General features: G+C 37.5%; 26 protein-coding genes. 5 read left to right on the top strand and 21 right to left on the bottom strand.

Annotation, left to right across the window (positions count from 1 at the left end):
- Positions 1 to 15: 15 nt before the first annotated feature.
- Positions 16 to 951: an alpha/beta hydrolase gene (locus ACKGJN_RS10550; protein WP_409539458.1), complete on the bottom strand. Its 936-nt coding sequence runs from the start codon at positions 949 to 951 to the stop codon at positions 16 to 18.
- Positions 941 to 1,423, bottom strand: a complete 483-nt coding sequence (locus ACKGJN_RS10545; protein WP_409539457.1) for a hypothetical protein — start codon at positions 1,421 to 1,423, stop codon at positions 941 to 943. Before ACKGJN_RS10545 ends, ACKGJN_RS10550 begins: the two co-directional genes overlap by 11 nt.
- A gap of 275 nt (positions 1,424 to 1,698) precedes the next feature.
- Between ACKGJN_RS10545 and ACKGJN_RS10540 the strand changes: the two genes are divergently transcribed.
- A complete protein-coding gene (locus tag ACKGJN_RS10540) occupies positions 1,699 to 2,553 on the top strand; it encodes a pirin family protein (RefSeq protein ID WP_409539456.1) in 855 nt (284 codons plus the stop codon).
- A 270-nt stretch (positions 2,554 to 2,823) separates the two neighbouring features.
- Here ACKGJN_RS10540 and hisIE read toward each other — a convergent pair whose 3' ends face one another.
- The 19 genes from hisIE to ACKGJN_RS10445 form a co-directional block, all read right to left on the bottom strand.
- On the bottom strand, positions 2,824 to 3,441 hold the full coding sequence (hisIE, locus tag ACKGJN_RS10535) for a bifunctional phosphoribosyl-AMP cyclohydrolase/phosphoribosyl-ATP diphosphatase HisIE (RefSeq protein WP_409539455.1): 618 nt from the start codon (positions 3,439 to 3,441) through the stop codon (positions 2,824 to 2,826).
- A gap of 61 nt (positions 3,442 to 3,502) precedes the next feature.
- Positions 3,503 to 4,264, bottom strand: coding sequence for an imidazole glycerol phosphate synthase subunit HisF (gene hisF / locus ACKGJN_RS10530; RefSeq protein ID WP_409539454.1), 762 nt, complete (start codon positions 4,262 to 4,264; stop codon positions 3,503 to 3,505).
- Between the two features lie 45 nt (positions 4,265 to 4,309).
- Positions 4,310 to 5,059, bottom strand: coding sequence for a 1-(5-phosphoribosyl)-5-[(5-phosphoribosylamino)methylideneamino]imidazole-4-carboxamide isomerase (hisA, locus tag ACKGJN_RS10525; protein WP_409539453.1), 750 nt, complete (start codon positions 5,057 to 5,059; stop codon positions 4,310 to 4,312).
- Positions 5,060 to 5,110: 51 nt separating this feature from the next.
- Entirely contained in the window at positions 5,111 to 5,692 is a 582-nt protein-coding gene (gene hisH / locus ACKGJN_RS10520; protein ID WP_409539452.1) for an imidazole glycerol phosphate synthase subunit HisH, read from the bottom strand.
- Between the two features lie 266 nt (positions 5,693 to 5,958).
- The gene (gene hisB / locus ACKGJN_RS10515) at positions 5,959 to 7,098 is read right to left on the bottom strand and encodes a bifunctional histidinol-phosphatase/imidazoleglycerol-phosphate dehydratase HisB (protein ID WP_409539451.1); all 1,140 of its coding nucleotides are present in this window, start codon (positions 7,096 to 7,098) and stop codon (positions 5,959 to 5,961) included.
- 16 nt (positions 7,099 to 7,114) lie between these two features.
- The gene (hisC, locus tag ACKGJN_RS10510) at positions 7,115 to 8,164 is read right to left on the bottom strand and encodes a histidinol-phosphate transaminase (protein WP_409539566.1); all 1,050 of its coding nucleotides are present in this window, start codon (positions 8,162 to 8,164) and stop codon (positions 7,115 to 7,117) included.
- A gap of 27 nt (positions 8,165 to 8,191) precedes the next feature.
- The gene (hisD, locus tag ACKGJN_RS10505; RefSeq protein WP_409539450.1) at positions 8,192 to 9,478 is read right to left on the bottom strand and encodes a histidinol dehydrogenase; all 1,287 of its coding nucleotides are present in this window, start codon (positions 9,476 to 9,478) and stop codon (positions 8,192 to 8,194) included.
- A 44-nt stretch (positions 9,479 to 9,522) separates the two neighbouring features.
- Entirely contained in the window at positions 9,523 to 10,386 is an 864-nt protein-coding gene (hisG, locus tag ACKGJN_RS10500) for an ATP phosphoribosyltransferase (protein WP_409539449.1), read from the bottom strand.
- Positions 10,387 to 10,602: 216 nt separating this feature from the next.
- Positions 10,603 to 11,418, bottom strand: coding sequence for a prohibitin family protein (locus ACKGJN_RS10495; RefSeq protein ID WP_409539448.1), 816 nt, complete (start codon positions 11,416 to 11,418; stop codon positions 10,603 to 10,605).
- A gap of 20 nt (positions 11,419 to 11,438) precedes the next feature.
- The gene (locus ACKGJN_RS10490) at positions 11,439 to 13,484 is read right to left on the bottom strand and encodes a VWA domain-containing protein (RefSeq protein ID WP_409539447.1); all 2,046 of its coding nucleotides are present in this window, start codon (positions 13,482 to 13,484) and stop codon (positions 11,439 to 11,441) included.
- 12 nt (positions 13,485 to 13,496) lie between these two features.
- Positions 13,497 to 14,243 (bottom strand): 3-oxoacyl-[acyl-carrier-protein] reductase, encoded by a 747-nt coding sequence (fabG, locus tag ACKGJN_RS10485; RefSeq protein ID WP_409539446.1) that lies wholly within the window; start codon positions 14,241 to 14,243, stop codon positions 13,497 to 13,499.
- 267 nt (positions 14,244 to 14,510) lie between these two features.
- Entirely contained in the window at positions 14,511 to 15,386 is an 876-nt protein-coding gene (sucD, locus tag ACKGJN_RS10480; RefSeq protein WP_409539445.1) for a succinate--CoA ligase subunit alpha, read from the bottom strand.
- Between the two features lie 62 nt (positions 15,387 to 15,448).
- On the bottom strand, positions 15,449 to 15,862 hold the full coding sequence (locus tag ACKGJN_RS10475) for a nuclear transport factor 2 family protein (RefSeq protein WP_409539444.1): 414 nt from the start codon (positions 15,860 to 15,862) through the stop codon (positions 15,449 to 15,451).
- Between the two features lie 4 nt (positions 15,863 to 15,866).
- The gene (locus tag ACKGJN_RS10470) at positions 15,867 to 16,796 is read right to left on the bottom strand and encodes a UDP-3-O-(3-hydroxymyristoyl)glucosamine N-acyltransferase (protein WP_409539443.1); all 930 of its coding nucleotides are present in this window, start codon (positions 16,794 to 16,796) and stop codon (positions 15,867 to 15,869) included.
- A gap of 67 nt (positions 16,797 to 16,863) precedes the next feature.
- A complete protein-coding gene (gene efp, locus ACKGJN_RS10465) occupies positions 16,864 to 17,430 on the bottom strand; it encodes an elongation factor P (protein WP_409539442.1) in 567 nt (188 codons plus the stop codon).
- 10 nt (positions 17,431 to 17,440) lie between these two features.
- Positions 17,441 to 18,226, bottom strand: coding sequence for an acyl-ACP--UDP-N-acetylglucosamine O-acyltransferase (gene lpxA, locus ACKGJN_RS10460; protein WP_409539441.1), 786 nt, complete (start codon positions 18,224 to 18,226; stop codon positions 17,441 to 17,443).
- The gene (locus tag ACKGJN_RS10455) at positions 18,227 to 19,633 is read right to left on the bottom strand and encodes a bifunctional UDP-3-O-[3-hydroxymyristoyl] N-acetylglucosamine deacetylase/3-hydroxyacyl-ACP dehydratase (protein ID WP_409539440.1); all 1,407 of its coding nucleotides are present in this window, start codon (positions 19,631 to 19,633) and stop codon (positions 18,227 to 18,229) included.
- Positions 19,626 to 20,651, bottom strand: coding sequence for a UDP-3-O-(3-hydroxymyristoyl)glucosamine N-acyltransferase (gene lpxD, locus ACKGJN_RS10450; RefSeq protein WP_409539439.1), 1,026 nt, complete (start codon positions 20,649 to 20,651; stop codon positions 19,626 to 19,628). The genes ACKGJN_RS10455 and lpxD overlap by 8 nt, the downstream gene beginning before the upstream one ends.
- A gap of 25 nt (positions 20,652 to 20,676) precedes the next feature.
- Positions 20,677 to 21,906, bottom strand: coding sequence for an HD domain-containing protein (locus ACKGJN_RS10445; protein ID WP_409539438.1), 1,230 nt, complete (start codon positions 21,904 to 21,906; stop codon positions 20,677 to 20,679).
- Between the two features lie 123 nt (positions 21,907 to 22,029).
- Here ACKGJN_RS10445 and porX point away from each other — a divergent pair, with 123 nt between their 5' ends.
- The 4 genes from porX to ACKGJN_RS10425 all read left to right on the top strand — a co-directional run bounded on the left by porX (position 22,030) and on the right by ACKGJN_RS10425 (position 26,258).
- On the top strand, positions 22,030 to 23,580 hold the full coding sequence (porX, locus tag ACKGJN_RS10440; RefSeq protein WP_409539437.1) for a T9SS response regulator signal transducer PorX: 1,551 nt from the start codon (positions 22,030 to 22,032) through the stop codon (positions 23,578 to 23,580).
- Positions 23,581 to 23,623: 43 nt separating this feature from the next.
- A complete protein-coding gene (gene tsaE / locus ACKGJN_RS10435) occupies positions 23,624 to 24,028 on the top strand; it encodes a tRNA (adenosine(37)-N6)-threonylcarbamoyltransferase complex ATPase subunit type 1 TsaE (RefSeq protein WP_409539436.1) in 405 nt (134 codons plus the stop codon).
- Between the two features lie 365 nt (positions 24,029 to 24,393).
- Entirely contained in the window at positions 24,394 to 24,993 is a 600-nt protein-coding gene (locus tag ACKGJN_RS10430) for a hypothetical protein (RefSeq protein ID WP_409539435.1), read from the top strand.
- A 65-nt stretch (positions 24,994 to 25,058) separates the two neighbouring features.
- Positions 25,059 to 26,258, top strand: a complete 1,200-nt coding sequence (locus ACKGJN_RS10425; RefSeq protein WP_409539434.1) for an alanine dehydrogenase — start codon at positions 25,059 to 25,061, stop codon at positions 26,256 to 26,258.
- Positions 26,259 to 26,273 lie beyond the last annotated feature (15 nt).

Raw genomic sequence — 26,273 nt, 5'->3', positions numbered from 1 at the left:
AACCATCCGTTAGATTCAATTATTTCCTGTAACCCTGTCTAAAATATCATTAAATGTAGCTGTTTGATTTTCTTTGTCTCCAGTAGTGAAAATGCGCAGGTCTAATCTTGTATAGACGTGAAGATCTGAATCAATCATTTCAACATCTATATTACCTCCTGAATTGGTCTTAACACCTTTATATATCAAAACAGCACTTACGGGATCTGCAGTAGGATCTTTTTTTGATTTGTAAACTTTTAATGAAGTACCCTGTGGAAGAACTATCCCTTTTTCCAGGTCTTTTCTTACGATATTGAGTAAATTTTGCAATTCTCTTAAAGTTTCCTCGGGCCTGAAATGATAATATACTTTATCTTCTTCTGCAGATTGATCTGTTTCAAGATACCCAAGCATTGGACCAAATACAGGGATCATCGAAAGGCTTTTATTAGACGGAATCACAATTGGATCAACCAGAAGCACCTGTTGTGGAGCAGGCTGATTTTTAAAATAACTTCCCGCTAGTAATTCAAAAAAAAGAGCTCCACTGGTTGAGGAGCCCAGAAAATGAATGTTTTTATATCCTGCCCTCACAAGATCTTCATATTCCTTTATTATAGCTGTTTGCCAATCTTTCCATCCTGAATTTTTAAAATCCTCATAACTTCTACCATGGCCTCCCAGTAAAATCTGCGATATTAAAACATTATCGCCAATTTCTGCAAAATCCCGAAATTCGTCCCATTCAAATGTGGTAGCTGTATATCCATGGCTTGCAATTATAACCGGTTTTAAAGCCTCCTGGGGAGTAGGATTAGGAAAGGCAACAGAAACAAGATATTTTTCAGGCTCGTATAAAGAAGGATCAAAAATTTCTTCACCATCAAGCATAGTTTCATTTATATCGGGTTCTGTTCCACAACCGACAAAAATTGAAAGCAGAATTAATAATTTTACTTTATTTTTCATTTTGATCTGTATTATTTAGAATACTCCAGGTAATGCTGGATTGAATAAAAACAGGATATAAAGTTCCTGGCCCCTTTCGTCCATCCCCTATTATTAAATTGTACCCAAAAGAGGCACCAACTTTTAAAGGAGAATTAGTTTTTAATCTTATACCTGCTTCCGGAGAAAGCAATATTGAAGAGTTTGGAAGATCATCAAAAATTTCTTCTTCAAGATCTGAATGAAAATATCCGGTATTAAGCCTTAAAAAAGGTTGTAAGTTTCTATCCGGCCTAAAAAAATAGGTTGTGGAAAGAAATATATTGTCCTGCTTTATGGCATTGGAGCCAATAGCACTTCCTAATCTACTGGAGACATAACTAAGGCCAAAATACAATCTTTTAGAATATAGGCTGTTGTTGGTATACTGTGCTGTAATCCCATTTTCATAATACAAATTAACAGATTTCTGTAGCCGAACGCCTATATCCAATTCTGAGTTTTGTGCCTTTGAATTTGTTATTGAAAAAAACTGGAAGAGAAGAAAAAATAGTATTAGCCTATAAAACATATTTGTTTTTTTGTTAAATATAGGTGATTAATTCCCAGTTAATTACGTGGATAAAAAAAAACAGCATTTGTCCTCCTTTTACTGAAAAAAAATCCTTCATTTTCAGGAAATACTATTTTTTTAAAAACTCTTCCCAGTATCACTCAGATATTTTTTATCTTGTAACTACTTCCAAAAATGGGAAAAACCATACTGTTATGCGCACAATACAAAAAATCCATAAAGCAGAATACAGACCAATTGACGATCTAATCACCTATTCCCCAATGCCTACCGGGAATTTACAAATGATAGATCCTTTTTTGTTCTTAAACCATCATGGCCCTCAAACCTACGGCCCTAATAACAATGGACTCCCTTTTGGACCGCATCCACACCGTGGCATGGAAACGGTTACTTTTATTTTGCAGGGAGAAATTGCTCATAAAGATTCCGGCGGCCATCAAAGCGTTATTCATAGTGGTGGCGTTCAATGGATGACGGCTGGCAGCGGACTCATACACGCAGAAATTTCTCCGGAAGATTTCAAGAAATTTGGCGGAGATCTGGAAATTCTTCAGTTATGGATAAACCTTCCCGAAAAATTAAAAATGACGCCCCCAAAATATAAAGGACTTCAGGAAGATCAAATTCCAAAAATCGCCCTCGATGAAGGCAAAGTGAGTGCCCAGGTAATCTCAGGGAATTTTGAAGGAACAGAAGGAGCTTTTGATACTTTAACCGATATACACCTGGCTACTATTTTTTTCAAGGAAACAGGGAAATTACATCTACCAGTACCTAAAGACCACAACATCTTTTTTTATGTGGCAAAGGGCGAATTAATTGTAAACGGCAAATCGGCAAAGGCGCTGCATCTATTGGAATTTGATAATGATGATGAAAATATAGAAATAGATGCCATTGCAGAAAGTACCCTGATTTTTGGACATGCACCGGCTTTCAACGAACCCGTAGTATCCCGCGGTCCGTTTGTAATGAACAGCATGGATGAAATAAACCAGGCCTATGATGATTTTCAGACCGGGAAAATGGGTAGCTGGAATGAATAATTTTCTGTTTTAAACAGTTGTTTTAGGCCAGATGGAATCAAGAAGTATAAAAGCCCTGAAAGGGCAAAATATCTTAACTCAGGGTGTAGCCCTGTGTTAAGATATTCAAAGATATAGCCCTGAAAGGGTGAGATAAATTAAGGTACGCTCTTCCTTGAACCCCATCTTATTTCGCCCTTTCAGGGCTTTTTAAATTAACGTCATTTATTCGATGGGCGTTGCCCATCGCTTATATATTGAACCCTTTCAGGGCTTTCTTAAACTCAATTTTTAATGTCTTCCCTCCAATACTTTTACAATATCTTTTAGGGTAAACCCTTTCGCCTGCAAAAGGATCAGGTAATGAAATAAAAGATCGGCGCTTTCATTTAAGAAAAGATCGTCGTTCTCATCTTTTGCTTCAATAACGGTTTCAATAGCTTCCTCCCCTACTTTTTGCGCGATTTTATTGATGCCTGCATCAAACAGAGAAACCACATAACTGGATTTATCCGCACGCAATTCCGGTTTCTGCTCGCTTAATTTTTTACGTTCTGAAATGATCCCTTCCAGCCTGGAAATAAAGCCAAAATCGGGATTGTTTTCTTCACCCCAACAGGTATCCGTTCCTTTGTGGCAGGTTGGCCCCTTCGGATTTACACTTATAAGCAAGGTGTCATTATCACAGTCGTTCTTAATACTTACAAGTTCCAGGTAATTTCCGCTTTCCTCGCCTTTTGTCCAGAGTCGGTTTTTTGTTCTGCTGAAAAAAGTGACTTTCTTACTTTCATTGGTCTTTAAAAATGCCTCTTCATTCATATACCCTAACATTAGAACATTTTTGGTGGTATTATCCTGAATGATTGCCGGTACAAGTCCGTCGTTATTTTTGTTGAAATCTATATTCATCGATTAATTTTATTTCTTTTACTATAAGCTTTCAGAAGCTTTAACCTTCTAATAATTTATCCTAGGGCAAAATCCGAACTTCAATTCCGTCCTTCCGCAACGCTTCTTTGAGATCTTTAATTTCTATTTCCTTAAAATGAAAAACACTTGCTGCCAGGGCTGCATCTGCTTTTCCCTCCTTAAAAACATCACAAAAATGTTGAATATTTCCGGCACCACCGGAAGCGATTATTGGAATATTCAATTCTGAAGATAATCTGGCCAAAGCCTCATTTGCAAAACCATCTTTGGTTCCGTCATTATTCATAGAGGTGAACAAGATCTCCCCTGCTCCCCTGCGTTCAACTTCCTTCGCCCAGTCAAATAAATTTAGTTTTGTAGGCACTTTCCCTCCCACCAAATGTACCAACCAGGTTCCATCCACCTTTTTGGCATCGATGGCAACCGTAATACACTGGCTTCCAAATTTAGCAGCAAGTGTATTGATAAGGTCTGGATTTTTTACTGCAGAAGAATTTATCGAAACTTTATCGGCACCATTCTGAAGCAGAATATCCACATCTTCCACTGAAGAAATCCCACCACCAACCGTGAATGGAATATTAACATATTCCGCCACCCGAAGGACAAGGTCAGCAAGGGTTTTTCGTCGTTCTTCGGTGGCAGAAATATCCAGGAACACCAATTCATCTGCACCGGATTTCGCATAAATTTCAGCAAGTTCAACGGGATCGCCCGCATCGCGTAAATCGACAAAATTCACTCCCTTAACGGTTCTCCCATTTTTTATATCCAGGCAAGGTATAATTCGTTTTGTAAGCATTTTTTTTTATTAAACGGTGAATACTTCAGCATTAAAGAACAGCTCTTAATGTTCGCTCTTAGTACCTAAAATATAATGTTCCAACTGTTTTAAACTGATTCTTCCTTCATAAATAGCTTTACCAATTATGGTTCCTTCACAGCCCATTTCGGCTAATTTGGGAAGTTCATCAAAGGTAGAGATTCCTCCTGAAGCAATCAGACTAATTGCCTTTTCGCTATTTGTAGTTTCCCTGAGTATTCTTTTATATAGTTCAAAAGATGGCCCTGCCAGCATTCCGTCTTTGGAGATATCGGTACAAATAACATATTTGACGCCCTCATTCTGATAGTTTTGTATAAAAGGAATAAGTTCTTCTTCCGATTCTTCCTGCCAGCCACTTACCGCAACTTTTTCATTATTGGCATCGGCACCAAGGATGATCTTGTCACTACCAAATTTTTGTAACCAGGATTTGAAAATCTCCCTGTCCTTTACCGCAATACTTCCGCCTGTAATTTGCCGGGCACCACATTCAAAAGCGATTTCAAGGTCCTTATCCGACTTCAATCCGCCTCCAAAATCGATTATTAAACCAGTTTTGGAAGCGATTTGATCCAGAATTTTATGATTTACGATATGTTTGGATTTTGCACCATCCAGGTCTACCAAATGCAGATATTGGATTCCGTGGGCTTCAAATTCCTTTGCAACCTCCAGCGGATTCTCATTATATATTTTTTTTGTGCTGTAATCCCCTTTTGAAAGTCGCACACATTTTCCATCTATGATGTCTATTGCCGGGATAATTCTCATTTTTTTGATATTATATCGTTCGATTTTAAGTTTTGGTAGTTCGTTTTTAAATCAGAGATCTAAAAAATTCTTAAGTATTTTTTCGCCAGCATCGCTGCTTTTTTCCGGATGGAACTGTACTCCGTAAAAGTTATCTTTTTTAATGGCTATAGTAAATTCTACTCCATATTCACTGCTGGCAATGGTTTCTTTGCATTCCGGAACATAAAAACTATGAACAAGATATACATATTCATTCTCTGCAACTCCTTTAAATAAGTCCGATTTAAGGTCATAGATCTTATTCCAGCCTATTTGGGGAACTTTAACCGTATTTTTAAATTTCACCACTTCAGCATGAAAAATACCGAGACCTGTTGTATTTCCCTCTTCTGAAGATTTACACATAAGTTGCATTCCCAGGCAAATTCCAAGTACGGGTTGTTTTAAAGTTGGGATCACTTTATCTAAACCGGTAGAACGCAACATTCTCATCGCGCTGCTGGCTTCCCCTACTCCGGGAAAGATCACCTTGTCTGCATTTCTTATTTCCTCTTCATCATTGCTTAAAACAGCTTCAAATCCCAATCTTCGGATTGCGAATTTTATGCTTTGAATATTCCCGGCACCGTAATTTATTATTGCTATTTTCATTCGTTGTTTTAAAGGTCTTAAATATTATTTATTGTTGTCCGGTAAAATCTTTGTGAAACCTGAAACACACATTCACCAGGGATTCTAAAGGGATTTTTAATAACCAAACCTTACTTTTTTTTATATTCTTCAATACGATAATTAAAGTGCTGTGAAAAAATATCAATCATAACTAAATGTTTATCAGTTAATCAAAATCAAGTCTTGGCTCTCTAATCTTGCAGTTACGCCGATCTTGACTCTTTACCAGAGGTTATTGATTATTATTAGAGCATTCCTTTTGTGGAGGGCAGGATCATTTTTTCCGTGTCACGTTTCACCGACATTTTAATCGCTTTTGCAAATGCTTTAAAGATGGCTTCGATCTTATGGTGTTCATTGCTGCCTTCCGCTTTAATGTTTAAGTTGGCTTTAGCGCCATCGGTAAAGGATTTAAAGAAATGATGGAACATTTCTGTTGGCATTTTTCCAACCATTTCCCTATGAAATTCTGCTTCCCAAACCAGCCAGTTCCTTCCACCAAAATCAATGGCTGCCTGAGCCAGGCAGTCATCCATGGGGAGACAAAATCCGTAGCGTTCAATTCCGAGTTTATTGCCAAGTGCCATGCTAAAAACTTCCCCCAAGGCAATTCCTGTATCTTCAATGGTATGATGCTCATCAACCTCCAGGTCACCTTTTACGTTAATTTCAAGATCCATTTGTCCATGACGTGCAATTTGATCCAGCATATGGTCGAAAAAAGCGATCCCGGTTGAAATTTCAGACTTACCGGTACCATCCAGATTGAGTTTTATTAAAATATCGGTTTCATTGGTCTTGCGTTTAATCTCCGCAGTTCTGTCTTTCATCTTTAGGAACTCATAGATCTTTTTCCAACTATCAGTTCTCAAGGCGATAACAGTGTCCAATTTTTCAATTTTGGTATTCACTTCTTCACTTCCCAAATCTTCGTGGGTATCTATAAAGATCCCTTTTCCGCCAAAGTTAAAGGCAAATTCCATATCGGTTAATCTATCCCCAATCATTAAAGAATTTTCCATATCATATTCCTCATTATTAAGATATTTATTCTCCAGAAGTCCGGTATTTGGCTTGCGGTTTGGTGAATTTTCCTCCGGAAAGGTTCTGTCCATCAATACCTCCTTAAATTCGGCGCCTTCGTTGGTAAGGGTTTTCAATATGAAATTTTGAATGCTCCAAAAGTCATCTTCAGGATATTTTTCGGTCCCTAGTCCGTCCTGATTGGTTACCATCACCAATTCATAATCCAGTTCCTTTCCAATTTTCGCCATATAAAACAAGGATTCCGGATAGAATTCCAATTTTTCAAGGCTATCAATTTGGTAATCTTCAGGTTCATGGATCAATGTTCCGTCCCTGTCAATAAACAATACTTTTTTCATATGTGTTTTTATTGTTTTAATTTATGGCTTTTAAGGCCTTTATCAACCGGTCGTTTTCCGCAGCGGTTCCTACCGTTAATCTTAAGGTGTTTTCACATAATGGCTGGGTGGTCCTGTTTCTAATCACGATACCCATTTCAAGCATTTCAGAATATCTTTTGGTTGCGTCGTCCACCTTTATCAATATAAAATTCGCATCCGATTCAAATATTTTCTGAATAAATTTCACATCAAGTAAAGCTTTGAACAGACGTGTTCTTTCTTCAAGAATAATAGCCACTTCCTGTTTTACTTCATCCATATTAGTTATTCTCTTTAATGCCCGAAGCTGACTGAGCTCATTAACATTATACGGAGGTTTTATTTTATTCAAAACACCTATAATTTCTTTAGATGCATAACAAATCCCAAGCCTGATTCCCGCCATCCCATAGGCCTTGGAAAGCGTTTGTGTGATCACCAAATTAGGATAAGTCTGAAGTTTTTTTAACCAGCTTGGATGTTTTGAAAAATCGATATAAGCTTCATCAATAACGACCAAACCGCTGAAATTCTCAAGAATATCCAAAACCCCTTCTTCTGAAAATGAATTCCCGGTTGGATTGTTTGGGGAACAAAGAAAAATTATTTTACTATTCCTGTCAACGACCTCCAGAATATTTGAAATATTGGGTTGAAATCCAGGGGTGAGTTCTATTTCCCTGTTCTCTACATCGTTGATATTCGCCAATACAGCATACATCCCGTAGGTTGGCGGCAAAGTAATCACGTTATCTATTTTAGGCTCGCAAAAGGCTCTAAAAATAAGATCCAGCACCTCGTCACTTCCATTTCCCAAAAGAATATTCTCCTGAGCTACTCCTTTAATTTTTGCGAGTTCCGCTTTTAAAGTTCGCTGTTGCGGATCGGGATACCGGTTCACATCTGTTTGAAAAGGATTTTCGTTGGCATCCAGAAATACCATTTCTGTTCCGGTAGATTGAAATTCGTCCCTTGCAGAGGAATAAGGTTTCAGTTTGGCTACATTTGGCCGAACCAGCCCGTTAAGATCAAAGTTTGTGTTCATATTGAAAAGTGCCATTGTGGCTTATAATTAATTATTGAGCTTTTTCAATCTCAGTGTCACAGCGTTCTTGTGTGCCTGCAAACCTTCTGCTTCCGCCATCAATTCAATTGCAGGACCAATTTCCTGGATTCCTTTTTCACTTATTTTCTGAAAGGTCATACTCTTTATAAAACTATCTAAATTAACCCCACTGTACTGTTTGGCATACCCGTTGGTTGGTAAGGTATGATTGGTTCCCGAAGCGTAATCGCCGGCACTTTCAGGAGTATAATTCCCTATAAATACCGATCCAGCATTTTGAATTCCATCGATGTAAAAATCCTCATTTTTAGTACAGATAATAAAATGTTCAGGGCCATATTCGTCAATCATTTCCAGCGCAAGCTCATCGTTTACAACAAAGATAAGTTTAGAATTATCTATGGCCTTTTGAGCGACCTCTTTTCGGGGAAGAAGGGCGATCTGGGCTTCAATTTCAGCTTCAACAGCAGAAATAAGGGCTTTGGAGGTTGAAACAAGGATCACCTGGCTATCTGCTCCGTGTTCGGCCTGACTAAGCAAATCGGAAGCGACAAAGGACGCATCGGCAGAATCATCGGCCACAACAAGCAATTCCGATGGTCCGGCAGGCATATCAATAGCTACATTATGTTTGGTGGCAAGTTGTTTGGCAACAGTGACAAACTGATTTCCCGGTCCGAAGATTTTATAGACTTTAGGCACTGTTTCCGTTCCAAAGGTCATCGCTCCTATCGCCTGAATTCCACCAATTTTAAAAATTTTGGTAACTCCGCATAAGGCTGCGGTGTACAAAATGGCTGGATGAACATTTCCTTCCCCGTTTGGCGGGGTGCACAGGATAATCTCCCTGCAACCGGCAATATTTGCAGGAGTGGCAAGCATTAAAATTGTAGAAAACAGCGGTGCAGTTCCTCCGGGAATATAAAGTCCTACCTTTTGTATGGGACGCTTTTCCTGCCAGCAATCTACTCCCAGGCTGGTTGTTACACTAATCCTTTCTGATTTTTGAGCAGCGTGGAATTTTTCAATATTAGATTTAGCCAAAGCGATTGCCGCTTTCAACTCATCTGAAACCAATAATTCTGCTTCGCTGATCTCTTTTGAACTAACTTTGATATCATTCAGTTTTACTCCATCAAAAAGATCGGTGTATTTTGAAACAGCCAGATCACCTTTAAGCTTTATTTCAGAAAAAACCTCGGTAACAGTAGCTTCAATTTCATCTACAGTTTTTGTTGGGCGCTGCAATATCGCGTTCCAATCTTCTTTTGCCGGATTGAATATTTTTTTCATCTGTGTATTTTATAGGTTTAGAGGACATATGTAACATTCAGAAATCACATTACCATTTTCTCGATTGGAGCTACCAGGATTCCTTCAGCTCCATTTTGCTTCAACTCATCTATAACCTCCCAAAAACGCTCTTCGTTAATCACGGTATGCAGGGAACTCCAGCCTTCTTCTGCCAATGGTAAAACCGTTGGACTGCGCATTCCCGGTAATAATTTAATGACATTTTCTAATTTATTATTGGGGACGTTCATCAAAATATATTTGGAAGTACGCGCATTAAGAACTGAATTCAGTCGGAATTGCAACTTTTCAAGTATTATTTGTCTTTCCCTCGAGATAAGTGGAGAAATTGCTAGCACCGCTTCACTTTTCAGCATTACTTCCACTTCTTTCAAATTGTTTTTAAATAAAGTGCTTCCGCTTGAAACGATATCACAAATGGCATCTGCCAGACCAATACTGGGCGCTATCTCTACAGAACCGTTTATGATATGAAGCTCCGCAGAAATACCTTTTTCAGATAAAAAAGCATTTACCGTATTAGGATAGGAAGTGGCGATTTTCTTACCGTCCAGATCCTTAATGTTGCTGTATTTCATGGACTTGGGAACGGCGAGTGAAACCCGGCATTTTGAAAACCCTAGTTTTTCGCCCTTTATAATATCATCCCCCTTTTCAACAAGTACGTTTTCACCCAGGATGGCTATATCCACAACCCCATCTCTTAAGTATTGTGGGATATCCCCATTTCTAAGGTATAATACTTCCAAAGGAAAATTCCTTGATGATGCCTTTAACTGCTCTTTTCCATTATCTATGGAAATTCCTGCATCTTTCAAAATTTGAATAGAATCTTCATTCAGCCTTCCGCTTTTTTGGATTGCGATTCGTAATTTTTCGTTGCTCATTTATTAATTTTTTTTCGAATTAAAACAATAAAAAAAACCCGTTTGAGTAGCTCAAACGGGTTTTAAAATATGTTGAAAATACTACATATCAAATTCACCTCGCCTGAGCGCAGTACTGAATATGATGATGTAGTTGATTTTTTTCCATTATCCTGACAAATCTAATATTTTTTTTACAAAAATAAGAAGTTTTGGAAAATTTATGCTTTGTCTAATTTAGTTATTTCCTAAAATTAATGGCATTCCGCCATCACCACCGCCAATAACAACTACTTTGGAGTTAGGAGATTTTGCAAGCTCAACTGTTGCCTGTATTCCTTTTTCCCTTAAAATCTGGTCATTCAGGGAAGCGCTTAAAATCTTATTGGCTGTAGCTTTACCTTCGGCATCAATACGTTGTCTTTCAGCCTCCTTTTCAGCTTTTTCCAATCGGAACACATATTCCAAAGATTCCTGCTCTTGTCCCAGTTTTCTTTCGATTGCATCTTTAATTGTTTTAGGAAGGGAAACGTCTCTTACAAGAACTTCATTAACCTGAACATATTGCTGCGCTAAAAGGATTTGAGTTTCATCAAAAATCTCTTTTTGGATCGCTTCTCTTTTGCTGGCATATAATTGTTCCGGGATATATCTTCCTACCACACTACGTGCTGCAGAACGAATAGCCGGTTGCAAAACCCGCTGAATATAAGCTTCTCCTTTTTCCTGATGCAATTTCCCTAAATCGGCATATGAAGGCTGAAACCAAACGGTTGCGTCAAGATTAATTTCCAGTCCGTTGGAAGATAAAACCTGCATTTTTTCATCAAGAGATTGCTGACGAACCTCATAGACGAATACTCTATTCCAGGGCGCTACAAAATGAAATCCTTCCCCTAAAGGTGGCTCACTGGTTACAACCCCATCTGCAAAGGTTTTATATAATACCCCGGCTTCTCCGGAATTGATGGTAACTGTAGATTTTGCAATTAAGATTATTAATACAACTACGGCAAATAAAATTGGCAAGCCAATTTTTGGTAACTTATCCATAAAAAAAATGTTTAAAATTATTAAATAAAACCGAAATATTTCCGCAAAAACCACTCGATACCCAAAGATAAAACAAGTAAAGCGAGCAGAAATTTCCAATTTATCAAAGATACATTTTTTTCATGGCTTTTCTGTATAGATACATAGGCTTCTTGTGAAAGTAAATGCTCTTTTAAAGAGGTCCCGTCATTTAAATAATAAAGTGCCGATTCATTATTTTGGGCCAAGGCCTGAAGTTTCAAAATATTTGCAGAAGAAAACTGCTGTTCCACATTGTATTCAAGTATTGAAAAACTTCCCACCCTTGAAATACCTGTATGTTGTTCGGTTATTCTCAGATTATAATCTCCAGGTTCCAGATCCTCGGCTTCAAATTTATAGCGATTGCTATCCAATAACATCCCGGTCTCAATTATGGTTCCTGTACCTGAATTTTCAAGTTTGATAATTACCTCTCCCATTGGATCAAAACCGTAATTCTCGTCAAAGAACTGAGCACTGATTTGAACCTGTTCATTTTCAGGATAAAAGGGTTCAACCTCAAAGCTTAAGCGATCGCGTTTTTTAGTACTGGCAAGATATTGCACCAATTTACCGGTGAAATTATCGAATGGCTCAAATGAGCCGGAATCTAAGTACGACTTAACTCTCCATTTCCAGATATTCTCCCCAAACAACACCGCCTGTTTTACAGAATTTTTTTCAGCCACTGCCAATAATGGCAAATCGGTTTGAACGCCTTCCTGTATTTGAAATAATAACGGGCTAAAAGATCTATCCATGAATTTAAGGATCCCGAACGTATCTTCCAAAGGTGGAAACCTATTAAACCCTAAATCTTCAAATTGAAATTCAGAAAAATTTTGATTGAAATTCGCGAAGACTTCCTGAGTTTGTGAGGTAGGATCTTTACTGAAATTTTGTTGAACAGAATTAAGAAATGTCCAATCTGTTTCCGTTCCTGTAATCAGCAAACTATTAAGACCATCGGCTTTGATAGCTTCAAAAACATCCTTAAACTTACTATTTGGTTGATATAGGATTACCAATTGAAAATTAGATAAATTTAAATCCAAGGAATTTCCTATATAGGCGATTTTCACCTCGCGTTGCTCATTGGATTCTATAGATTTTTTGAGCATCCCCAAATCCGGATGTGCGATGGAGCTTAGGATTAAAACCGATGTTCTTTCATCGATTACTTCAACTCCAAATTTCCTGGTATTATTGATGGTGTTTTTTTCAGAATCAATCGGGGAGATCTCCGCAGTATAAAAACTGCTGCCCAACTTGGTTGCCGGTAAAGTGGTCGTTATAATCTCTGAATTATTTTCTGCATCAAAATTCACCTCCTTTGAAAACAGCACTGTATTTCCGGATCTTATTTCAAATTTGTTAGTTATGGTTTGTTTTCCAGAATAATTGATAACAACTTCAACCGGAAACCTGTTATTCAGAAAAGCATATTTATTGACATTAAGATTGGAAATGTATAAATCTACAGGAGTTGTGGTATCTCCTACCACGACCGGTAGGATATTTATATTTTTATCGGTTTTAAGGTATTGAAAATCCTCTCCAACGGTTTGATTTCCGTCTGAGATCAATATCAAAGCTGCTTGTTTTGAGCTATTTAATTTTCCCATGGTCTTCAAAGACCTGGAAATGTTTGTTTGCTGGCTATTGAATTTTAAGGAATCTTCTCCTAACCGTTCTGCTTCGCTGCCAAAGCCATAGGTTTCTATGGAAAATTTTTCATTTAATTTCGTATCAGCTCTCAAATAATCAAGGTAGGCTTGAACACTGTCTGCTCTCCCAATATGATCTATGGAAGCAGATTGGTCTACCGCGATTAAAAGCAAGGGTTTTTCTACCACGAGCAATTGTTGTGTAATTTTGGGATTTATAAGCAGCAGCAACAGTAAAAAAACACTTATAAATCTTAAACCTGCCAGAAAAAATATATTCCCACTGCGTTTTTTATTTCCGGAGAAATATTTAAAAAAAACAAACCCCAGCGCAAAAATTGCAGCCAGGGCTATTAATAAGACAGTGGGTAATGACATTTTTTGAAATTATTAAGTAAGCATTCCGCCATTTACCTGGATTACCTGTCCTGTTATGTAGCTGCTTAGCTCGCTGCCTAAAAACACGCAGGCATTTGCAATATCTTCCGGCGTTCCTCCGCGTTTTAGCGGAATAGCCTCTCTCCAGCCGTCAACGGTTTTCTCATCCAGTTTTTCGGTCATTTCAGTTTCGATGAATCCCGGGGCAATAACATTGGTACGAATATTTCTGGATCCCAACTCTAAAGCCATCGATTTAGAAAAGCCTATTATTCCTGCTTTTGAAGCTGCATAATTTGACTGGCCTGCATTTCCTTTTATCCCAACTACAGAACTCATATTAATAATGCTTCCACTGCGTTGCTTCAACATAGTTTTTTGAACAGCCTTGGTCATATTAAAAACAGATTTCAGGTTCACTTCAATTACCTGGTCAAAATCCTCCTCACTCATTCGCATTAAAAGGTTGTCTTTGGTAATTCCAGCGTTGTTAATCACGATATCTATCTGGCCAAAATCTTCGGCTACATCTTTTATAAGTGCTTCGCATTCTTTAAAATCGGCAGCATTTGATTGATAACCTTTGGCTTTTATTCCGAATTCACTCAATTCTTCTTCCAGCTCATTTGCTGCATTTACAGAAGAAGCGTAGGTAAAGGCAACATTGGCACCATGTTTAGCAAAAACCTGAGCAATTCCTTTTCCAATTCCGCGGCTTCCACCGGTTATGATCGCATTTTTTCCTTCTAATAATTTCATAAGTAGATATTTATTGTTTTTTCATGGTCTCCCGGTAGCTATCGGGAGTAACAGCCATATAAGCATTTTTTTGTGTGAGAAATTATATCCTCAAGGATGTTTCATTCTGATTAATTGTATTAATATGTTCCAATAACAAACGGAGAACAATAAAATTTCTGAAATCAAATATAACAAAAGCCAAAGGCTTTAAAATAAAAAATCCTCCCGAAATTACCGTTTAAGTGTAATCAAGGAGGATTATAATCTAAAATATTTGAGTTTAGTTTATGCTTTTAAAATTTCAGCTACTTTTTTACCGATTTCTGCCGGAGAATCTACAACGTGAATGCCGTTTTCTCTTAAAATAGCTTTTTTAGCCTGAGCGGTATCTTCACTTCCACCAACAATTGCACCTGCATGGCCCATTGTTCTTCCTGCCGGAGCCGTTTCACCTGCTATAAATCCAACAACTGGTTTTTTGTTACCGTTTGCTTTTATCCATTGGGCCGCATCTGCTTCCAATTGACCTCCAATTTCACCAATCATTACGATAATTTTGGTTTCATCATCATTCATCAAAAGCTCAACAGCTTCTTTTGTGGTAGTTCCAATGATTGGGTCTCCACCAATTCCAATAGCCGTAGTGATCCCTAAACCTTGTTTTACAACCTGATCTGCAGCTTCATAGGTCAGGGTTCCTGATTTTGAAACAATTCCTACAGTTCCTTTTTTGAAAACAAAACCTGGCATAATTCCAACTTTAGCTTCACCCGGGGTAATTACTCCTGGGCAATTAGGTCCTATTAATCTGCAATCCTTATTTTTAATATATTGATTTACCTTGATCATATCCGCTACCGGAATACCTTCGGTAATTGTAATTATAACCTTGATCCCTGCATCTGCAGATTCCATAATCGCATCTGCCGCGAATGCAGGCGGAACAAAAATTATAGAAACATCGGCACCGGTTTCTTTTACAGCTTCAGAAACTGTGTTAAAAACAGGCCTGTCAAGATGAGATTGCCCGCCTTTTCCGGGAGTAACACCACCTACGACGTTTGTACCATATTCTATCATTTGTTCAGCGTGAAAAGTACCTTCACTTCCGGTAAATCCCTGAACGATTATTTTTGAATCTTTATTTACTAAAACACTCATAGTTATTGTTGATTTTTTTGCGACACAAAAGTAAGTTTTTATATATAAACCCTAAAGGCTTTTTAAAAATTTGTTGCCATAAAAGAGCTTAAATTCTCAGGAGTTTCATCTGCAGGCTGACTTATTTGATAGCCTTTGAATAATTTACCGTCCTTAATTTTCCATATCGCAATGAAATGAGCCATAGGAATTTCTTCATCAGGATTTTCTACTGTTTTCACATGATAGGTTAAACGGATAGTTACATCATCTTTGTCTCGTAATAAATGACTTATCTCTGCTCTTAAAAAATGGAAAGATTTGGCCATTTCGGCACTCATATCCAGAATATCCTGAAAATTCATTTTATTAAACCCTGCACTGCTGTTCCAGAATAGCTCCGCGTCAGGGTGTAAATAAAATTTCACATCCTCCGGGTTTTTATAAAAATTACTGGTATAAAATTCTTTGACTATTTTTTTGATACTGCTACTCATAAGGCTATTTCATTTTATCGATTATACCGGGAAGTTTCTTCACGGCGGCATATTCCTTTAATTTAGTCCTGGCTTCTCCGTGCGGAGTTCCCCAATAACGGGTGTTTTCAGTTGTATCCTTAGAAACTCCCGTCTGGGCCAGGATAATAGTTCCTTTTCTGATACGAATATCACTTCTTATTCCCACCTGGCCCCAAATGGTAACTTCGTCCTCAATAATTACACAGCCTGCGATTCCGGTTTGTGAAGCTATCAGGCATTTTTTTCCAACAATGGTGTCATGACCAATTTGCACCTGATTATCGAGCTTAGTTCCCGCCCCTATAAAAGTATCGCCGGAAACGCCTTTGTCTATTGTGCATAATGCCCCTATTTCAACATCGTGATCTATCACAACCCGTCCTCCCGATTTCAATTTATCGAATCCCTCAGGCCTGGTCTTATAATAAAATGCATCGGCTCCTAAAACGGTCCCGGCGTGAATAATCACATTATTTCCAATAATGGTATTGTCGTAAATACTCACGTTGGAATGGATTAGGCAGTTATCTCCAATGTGCACGTTATTTCCTATAAAAGAATTAGGCTGAACAATTGTATTTTTTCCAATTTTTGAAGTTTCAGAAATAGGACCCGAAACCGGTTGAAAAGGACGAAAATAATCGGTTAACTTATTAAAATCACTAAAGGGATCATTTGATATTAACAAGGCTTTTCCTTCCGGACATGGCACTTCTTTATTGATCAATATAACAGAAGCAGCCGATTTTAGTGCCTTATCGTAATATTTGGGATGATCTACAAAAACAATATCGCCATGAGTTACCACATGGATTTCATTCATTCCTTCTATAGGAAATTCAGGATCGCCAACATATTCCGAGGAAATAATCGTTGCTATTTGCTGAAGCGTATGTTTTTGTGGAAATTTCATTCTTTTCTATATAAAAGCTAAAAATTAAAAGCAGGACTGGACATGATTTCCTATTCCTGCAATGTTTTTACTCTTTAATTCTTTCTTTGTATGTTCCTTTTTCAGTTTCAATGCGAATTTTATCACCTTCATTTATAAAAAGAGGCACATTTACTTCTGCTCCCGTTTCAAGGGTTGCAGGTTTTGACGCATTGGTAGCAGTATTGCCTTTTACTCCAGGCTCTGTATGGGTTACTTCAAGGATTACGCTTGCTGGCAACTCTACCGATAACGGCATGTTATCTTCTGTATTGATTAAAATGGTCACCACTTCTCCTTCTTTTAAGAGCTGTGGCATATCCAGTACGTTTTCCAAAAGTCTGATTTGGGTATAATCATCCACATTCATAAAATGATAGAATTCCCCATCATTATATAAAAACTGAAATTTATGTGTTTCCACACGTACATCTTCAATTTTGTGCCCTGCGGAAAAAGTGTTATCCAAGACTTTACCTGTAGTTACACTTTTCATTTTGGTTCTAACAAAAGCAGGACCTTTTCCCGGTTTTACGTGCAAAAATTCAATTATTTTGTAAATGTCGTGATTGTATCTGATACACAATCCATTTCTGATATCACTTGTACTTGCCATTGTTTTAATTTTAATTGGAACCTATATATCCCTTCATAATTCCACGCTGCGAATTCTTTATGAATTCCAGTATTTCATCACGTTCTGCTGTTGCCTGCATTTCAGCTTCAATAATAGCAACTGCCTGGGAGTTGTTGTAATTTTTTTGATATAAAATTCTAAAAATATCCTGTATTTCCCTTATTTTTTCGGTAGTAAAACCTCTTCTTCTTAATCCTATAGAGTTTATTCCCACATAACTTAAGGGTTCCCTACCTGCTTTTACAAATGGCGGAACATCCTTTCTAACCAGAGAACCTCCGGTTACAAAAGCGTGATTCCCAATACTGCAAAACTGTTGGATTGCTGTCATTCCTGCTAATATCACATAATCTCCAATATTTACGTGTCCCGCAAGGGTACTATTATTTGAAAATATGCAATTATCTCCAACAATACAGTCGTGCGCTATATGACAGTATGCCATGATCCAGCAGTTTTTCCCAATAATGGTTTTCATCCTGTCTTTGGTTCCACGGTTAATGGTCACACATTCCCGAATGGTTGTATTATCACCAATTACCGTGGTGGTTTCTTCATCGTTAAATTTCTTATCCTGGGGAATAGCCGATATAACTGCTCCGGGAAAAATATTGCAATTTTTTCCAATTCTGGCACCTTCCATTATGGTCACATTAGAACCAATCCATGTGCCTTCTCCAATGATCACATCGTTATGTATCGTGGAAAAAGGCTCAATAACTACATTTTTCGCAATTTTAGCTCCGGGATGGACATATGCTAAAGGTTGATTCATTTAAACATTTTTAGATTTAACAATTTGGGCCATTAAAATAGCCTCTGTAACCAGTTTTCCATTTACATAAGCATATCCCTGCATCTGACAAATTCCACGTCTAATGGGAGCAAGCAATTCCAGTTTAAATATTAAAGTATCTCCGGGAACTACCTGTTGTTTGAATTTCACATTATCTATTTTCATAAAAAATGTGAGATAGTTTTCAGGATCCGGGACCGATTTAAGTGCCAGAATCCCTCCGGTTTGAGCCATAGCCTCTACCATTAAAACTCCGGGCATAACCGGTTTTCCTGGAAAATGTCCTACAAAGAAAGGCTCATTCATAGTCACATTTTTCATTCCAACAACACAACTCTCGGTTAGAGAATAGATTTTATCCACCAACAAAAATGGAGCCCGGTGTGGCAATATATCCATGATGTCGTTAACATCCATTAAAGGTGGCTTGCTGTAATCGATCCTAGGCATATTATTGCGTCTTTCAGCCTTGATATGCTTTGCCAGTTTTTTTGCAAATTCCGTATTAACCTGGTGCCCAGGCTTATTAGCAATCACTTTCCCCTTTAACCTTGTTCCTACAAGCGCAAGATCTCCTATTACATCCAGTAATTTATGTCTTGCAGCTTCATTTGGATAGTGCAAAGTAAGATTATCAAGAATTCCATTGGGTTTCACCGAAATGTTATCTTTTTTAAAGGCAGCCCTTAATTTTTCCATAGTCTCAGGATTTAACTCCTTATCTACATAAACGATGGCATTGTTTAAATCTCCTCCTTTTATTAGTCCATGCTCCAGTAAAGTTTCAATTTCATGAAGAAAACTAAAAGTTCGTGCATTTGAAATTTCACTCTTAAATTCGGATATGTTCTGAATGGACGCATTTTGAGTTCCCAGTACTTTTGTTCCAAAATCTACCATGGCAGTAACCTGGTAGTTTTCACAGGGCATTATAATAATCTCACTTCCTGTTTTTTCATCTTTATATGAAATAATTTCAGTGATTTCAAATTCATTTCTATCTTCCTGCTGAACTTCAATTCCAGCTTCCTCTAAAGCCTGTACAAAAAACTTTGATGAACCATCCATAATGGGAGGTTCAGAAGCATTGAGCTCCAAAATAACATTGTCGATCTCAAGACCCACACAGGCCGCCAAAACATGTTCTGAAGTTTGAATACTCACTCCGTTTTTTTCCAGATTGGTTCCCCTTTGGGTATTGACTACATAATTAACATCTGCTTCAATTTCCGGTTGGTTTTCAAGATCGATTCTTTTAAAAATATACCCGGTATTTGCGGGAGCCGGTTTAAAGGTGAGAGTAACCTCTTTGCCTGTGTGAAGTCCTACGCCTGTTAAGGAAACTTCTTTTTTAATGGTTTGCTGTTTGGAAAGGTTTTCAGCCATTCTTGTATTTTTTTTCTAATTGATTTAATCTGTCTATTATTTTTGGCAGATTTTTAAAATGCACATAGGATTTATTGAAATCTCCATATCCAAAAGAGGGAGAACCCTGCACTATTTCATCATCCTGAATATTTTTACCTATACCAGATTGCGCCTGTACTTTAACGCGGTCCCCAATAGTGAGATGTCCCGCAATACCTACCTGGCCGCCAATAAGGCAGTTCTTACCTATTTTGGTTGATCCGGCGATCCCTGTTTGTGCTGCTATTGCAGTATTTTCGCCAATTTCAACATTATGCGCGATCTGGATTTGATTATCCAGCTTAACTCCTTTTCTTATAATTGTAGATCCTAAAGTAGCGCGATCTATGGTGGTTCCAGCTCCAATATCTACTTTATCTTCTATAATAACATTTCCTATTTGCGGCACTTTACTGTATTCTCCACTATCATCAGGATTAAATCCAAATCCATCAGCTCCAATAACAACTCCTCCATGCAACACACATTCATTTCCTATCACCGTTTCAGAATAGATCTTTACCCCGGCAAAAATCAAGGTGTTGTCGCCAATAACAACATTATCACCGATATAACAATTCGGATAAATCTTAACATCATTCCCTACCTTTACATTCTTGCCAAGATAGGTAAAAGCACCCAGGTAAAAATTTTCACCATACTCTGCAGAATCTGAAATAAAATTAGGTTCTTCAATACCACTCTTATTTAACTTCACCTGGTTGTAATATTCAAGTAAGGTGGAAAAAGCCTTGTATGGATCTTTTACCCGAATTAAAGTTGTGCTTATTTTTTCTTCAAAATGAAAGTCCTCTTTAACGATCGTTATTGAAGCACTTGTTGAATATATGTATGAGTTATATTTAGGATTGCTTAAAAAAGTCAATGACCCTTCCGTGGCATCTTCAATTTTTGCCAATTCAAAAACTTCGGCTTCCGGATTCCCGTCAACCGTACCTTCTATTATTTCGGCTATTTGTTTAGCTTTAAATTTCATTCTGGCAAAAGTAAAAAAAAATGAATTAATGTTTTGTCTTTGGGTAACAGATAAAATATTTTATAACCGGCACAGACAGGGCTTTTAAATTTAATTGATCTGAAGCTATTGCTACATCACTGGTTTTTCCGTTTTTGTGCAGGATCTGAATTTTATCTGTTCCGCTGGAATAGGCAACATTTGTGATGTCTCCGCTAAAAACGAAATATTCAGCTTCTTCAGCAGACAGCTTATATTTTTTTTGAACCGCCTGAATATGTTTTTGTATCCTTTTTTTATCAATGGGCTTCTTTTTCAGTTTTACTTTTAAAAGATCCCTGTTTAATATCATTTCACAAAGATTTCGTAAAACAAAATCTTCCTGGTCCACCCATAATTTCATCGCTGAAATAATATCATAATCATCCAGCTTAGAAAATATTTTTAAGGTAGCTGAATTAAAGTCTTCCAGCACTATTTTGTTTTTTAAAAAATAAGTTAGTGCGGGACTGCAAGGTAAATCTACGCCCGCGGACATCAATTCTTTGGCTCTTTTCAAAACACGTATCAGTAACTGTTCGGCCGCTACTCCGGTTTTGTGTAAATAAACCTGCCAATACATCAATCTTCTGGCAACCAGGAATTTCTCTACAGAATAAATCCCTTTTTCCTCTATCACCAAATGATTATCTGCCACGTGAAGCATTGTTATTATACGCTCGCTGTTAATATTCCCTTCGGGAACACCGGTATAAAAACTATCGCGTTTAAGATAATCCAGCCTGTCCATGTCAAGCTGACTCGACACCAACTGATTCATAAATTTACGATGATAGCTTCCTTTAAATATTTCAATTGCAAGCGTTAAACTTTGGTTAAATTCGGCATTCAATTCCTCCATAAAAAGCAATGAAATACGCTCATGGGAAACCCCCTCAACGATACTGTGTTCCATTGCATGAGAAAAAGGTCCGTGTCCTATATCATGCAGTAAAATTGCTATATGAAGCGCCTCTTCCTCCTCTTCGGAAATTGGAACTCCTTTAAAACGAAGTATTTCGATGGCTTTTTGCATTAGGTGCAACCCACCCAGTGCATGGTGAAATCTTGTATGATGGGCTCCCGGATAAACCAAATAGGATAATCCCATTTGGGAAATACGGCGCAGTCTTTGAAAAAAAGGATGTGCAATAATCTTAAAGATACGTTCGCTGGGAATGGTAATAAAACCGTAAATTGGATCATTAAATATTTTGAGTTTAGTTCTATTCGCCAAGCTTAAATCCTTTTATTTTAAAACAAATATACATAACTGAAGTCCATTGAGGACAAATGTAAAATCAAAGTCTTTTGAAAATAAAATTTATACCATTTCCAAAGGCTTCCAAAAATATTATAAATGAATGAAATCAAGATACTTTGGGCAGATGATGAAATTGATATGCTTAAACCACATATCATTTTTCTGGAATCCAAAAACTATAAAGTAACCACCTGCAGAAGCGGGATGGAAGCCATTGAAAAAATTGAAAAAGAAAATTTCGACATTGTTTTTCTGGACGAAAATATGCCGGGTCTTACCGGCCTGGAAACCTTGTTTGAAATAAAGGAGAAGCATGCAGATATTCCCATTGTGATGATCACCAAAAGTGAAGAGGAATATCTTATGGAAGACGCAATAGGTTCCAAGATCGCCGATTATTTGATAAAGCCGGTGAATCCGAATCAGATTCTGCTGAGTCTGAAAAAAAACCTGGACCATTCCCGATTGATCACTGAAAAAACCACTTCCAATTATCAGCAGGAATTCCGAAAAATCGCAATGGATATGTCGGCGATTAATTCCTATGAAGGTTGGGCAGAACTCTATCAACGATTGATATATTGGGAGCTTCAACTGGAAACCATCGAAGATAGCGGAATGTTTGAGATTCTGGAATCTCAAAAACTCGAAGCCAATAATCAGTTTTGTAAATTTATAGACAAGAATTATCCTGAATGGTTTGAAAAAGGTGCAGATGCACCTATTATGTCCCATACCCTATTTAAAACCAAAATAGTTCCGGAATTGAGCAAAGAGCAACCAACCTTGCTTGTGGTAGTTGATAATATGAGGTATGATCAATGGAAATCTTTTGAACCAACCATCAATAACTATTATAAAAAGACTGAAGAATTTGCCTTTTTCAGCATTCTTCCAACAGCGACCCAATACGCCAGAAATGCGATATTTTCAGGTTTAATGCCAAGTGAAATGGAAAAGTTATTCCCGCAGTACTGGCTTAATGATACTGAAGAGGGAGGGAAAAATCTTCACGAAGCAGAATTTCTGGAATCGCAATTAAAACGATTGGGACTGGATATAAAATATGAATATCACAAGATCACCAGTTTAAAAGCCGGAAAACGATTGGTGGAAAATTTCCGATCTCAAAAAAATAATGATCTTACGGTAGTAGTTTATAATTTTGTGGATATGCTGTCGCATTCCAAAACCGAAATGGAAGTAATCAAGGAATTGGCTTCCAATGATAAATCCTACAGATCCCTTACCCAAAGTTGGTTCAGGAATTCCCCGTTGCTGGAAATTATTCAGCAGGCGCAGCAACTTGGTTTCAAATTAATTCTTACCACAGACCATGGCACAATTAACGTAAAAACACCTTCTAAGGTAATAGGAGACAAAAATACCAGTTTAAATTTACGCTACAAAACCGGAAGGAGTCTTACCTATGAAAATAAAGATGTTCTGGCAGCAAAAGATCCAAAATCAATTCACTTACCCACTATTAATATGAGCAGCTCCTATATTTTTGCCAAAGGAGATATGTTTTTTGCCTATCCAAACAATTATAATTACTATGTGAATTATTTCAGGAATACCTACCAGCATGGAGGGGTTTCTATGGAGGAAATGATCATTCCGTTTGTATGCTTATCCCCTAGGTAATAAATAATTACATATCTTTACAAAGCCAAAAATCGAATAATTAATGACCTTGACCTACGAGCTGTCAGAAATTGATAGTGTTGCTGTGCAATTACTTTCCGAAGTAAAAAGCAAAACACTGCTTTTTTACGGGGAGATGGGGGCCGGAAAAACCACCCTCATCAAAGCGCTTGTTAAAGCCCTGGGTGCCGAAGACGCTGCCTCCAGCCCCACTTTCTCATTGGTTAACGAATATCATTTTGATCAAGGCAAGATCCTTCATTTCGATTTTTATCGAATTGAGGATGAAAACGAAGTACTGGATATGGGAATTGAAGATTATCTCAATACCGAATCCTGGAAATTTATTGAATGGCCGCAGAAAATTGAAAAATTTCTGGATTACCCTACCCAAAAAGTGGAAATTCTGGTAGAAAATGAAGTGCAACGAAAGTTAAAGTTTTGTTAATTAATCCTGATTAGCTCTGAATTTCGGCGAACGATAAAATGTAAGAAAAATATTACAAATTTTGTGTATGTGAAAGTAAGGAAATTATTATTTTAGTTGCTCAACGGAAGATGTTGATTTTTAGCTTATTTTTGACAAGTAAAATTGTTTAAAATACAAGCTACTATTTGCTTTAAAAAGGGTGCAAAGATACGATTAATGTCGTTAGTGTAAGTGTTTTATATTAATATAGGTTTGTTTCAGAATTCAAAACGAACTACTAATATAAAACCTTTACATTATGAAAATTAAAGCAATACTTTTCGCAGCTGCAATCTTTGGAGCATCTTTTTTTGTAACTTCAACAACAGAAAACAACAGTGATAATGACCAAGTCAAAGAACAAGCAGTTGATAGACGGACCATCAAGGTTCCTGCTCACGGGTAGTATAATAGCCTTTTTAATAGCATTTTCACCTTATATATTTTATTTATATGAAATTTTCCCAGACGGACCCGTTTGGGAAAATTCTTTTTTTACCTACGAAAGTAAATATTATGAAAATGTTTTGACTGCAGCCTGGACTTACTTAGGGAAAATAACTCCTTTATTTTTATTGCTAATTTGGTTTTTCACTTGTAAACACTGGTGGTATCATGCGATTTTAATTCCTACTATTATGTACGGATTTCAACTTTTCTCCGCATTTTATCAGGATGCCTATTTAAATGTAATTATAATGGATACTGATGGTTTGTTATATTTGGCTCCATTTTTTATTTTAATAATGTTCATTATTTATTTTGTAAGAATAAAAATATTTGATCGTATTTATGACATCGATCTTAGCGAACTAAATGAAACGGATGTTTCGGTTTTTACCAAAAGTATGTCTACAAATGAAGAAAAAGAACTGGAATTGTTCCGTCAGCAAAATCCTGCTTTGGCCAATGAACCCACCGAAGATTACTACCGGAAACTCTAATTCAAAATATTCCATATATATTTGCTGAAAAATGTTGTAATTTAAGTCTTTAACAACTTTCCGGCATGACCAAACAAACCTACCCTTTTACCAGGGAGCAATTGCTTCCCCAGGAAGAAACTCTAGAGATATTTAAGAACAAGGGAGACCTGTTTATAGGTATTCCAAAGGAAACCTCCTACCAGGAGAAACGGGTGTGCCTAACCCCGGATGCCGTTGCGGCCATAACTGCCCACGGACACAGGGTAATGATAGAAAGCGATGCAGGGAAATATGCCCGGTTTACCGATAAAGACTATTCTGATGCAGGTGCAGAAATCACCAAAGACACCAAAAAGGTGTTTTCCTGCCCTACCATCCTAAAAATTGAGCCACCCTCTATCGAGGAGCTGGAAATGATCAATCCTCAAACAATCCTTATTTCGGCTTTACAATTAAAAACCCAGTGTAAGGAATATTTTCAGAAACTCGCCACAAAAAGAATCACCGCCCTGGCTTTCGAATTTATCCAGGATCCGGACGGGACCTATCCTGCTGTTCGTGCTTTAAGCGAGATAGCCGGAACTGCTTCGGTTTTGATCGCATCGGAGATCATGAGCAATAATGCCGAGGGAAACGGGCTGATGTTTGGAAACATAAGTGGCGTTCCCCCTGTAGAAGTTGTGATCTTAGGTGCCGGAACTGTTGGGGAATTTGCAGCAAGATCGGCTGTTGGGCTGGGTGCCAATGTAAAAGTATTTGACAGCAGCCTAACCAAACTTCGGAATATTCAAACAAATATTGGACATACTTTATATACCTCCACCATTCAGCCAAAAAACCTGGGCAAGTCCTTAAAACGTTGTGATGTATTAATAGGAGCGGTACGCGGCACAAACCGCTCCCCTGTTCTTGTTACAGACGATATGGTGCAAACCATGAAAAAAGGTGCTGTTATTATAGATGTGAGTATAGATATGGGAGGTTGTATAGAAACCAGTGAAATTACAACGCATGACAAACCTATTTTTACGAAGCACGGAGTAATACATTATTGTGTACCTAACATTCCTTCCAGGTATGCAAAAACCTCCTCAATATCCATCAGCAATATTTTCACTCCTTACCTTTTGCACATTGCAGAGGAAGGCGGATTGGAAAATACACTAAGATTTGATAAAGGTTTACGAAATGGGTTGTACTTTTACCACGGGATTTTAACCAACAAATCCATAGCAGATTGGTTTGATCTTTCTTACCGGGATATCAATCTACTGATCTTTTAAATTTTAAATAAATAT

The sequence above is a fragment of the Gillisia xinjiangensis genome (assembly GCF_046298265.1).
Classification (GTDB): domain Bacteria; phylum Bacteroidota; class Bacteroidia; order Flavobacteriales; family Flavobacteriaceae; genus Gillisia; species Gillisia xinjiangensis.
This window is presented reverse-complemented; position numbering and strand designations above follow the sequence as displayed.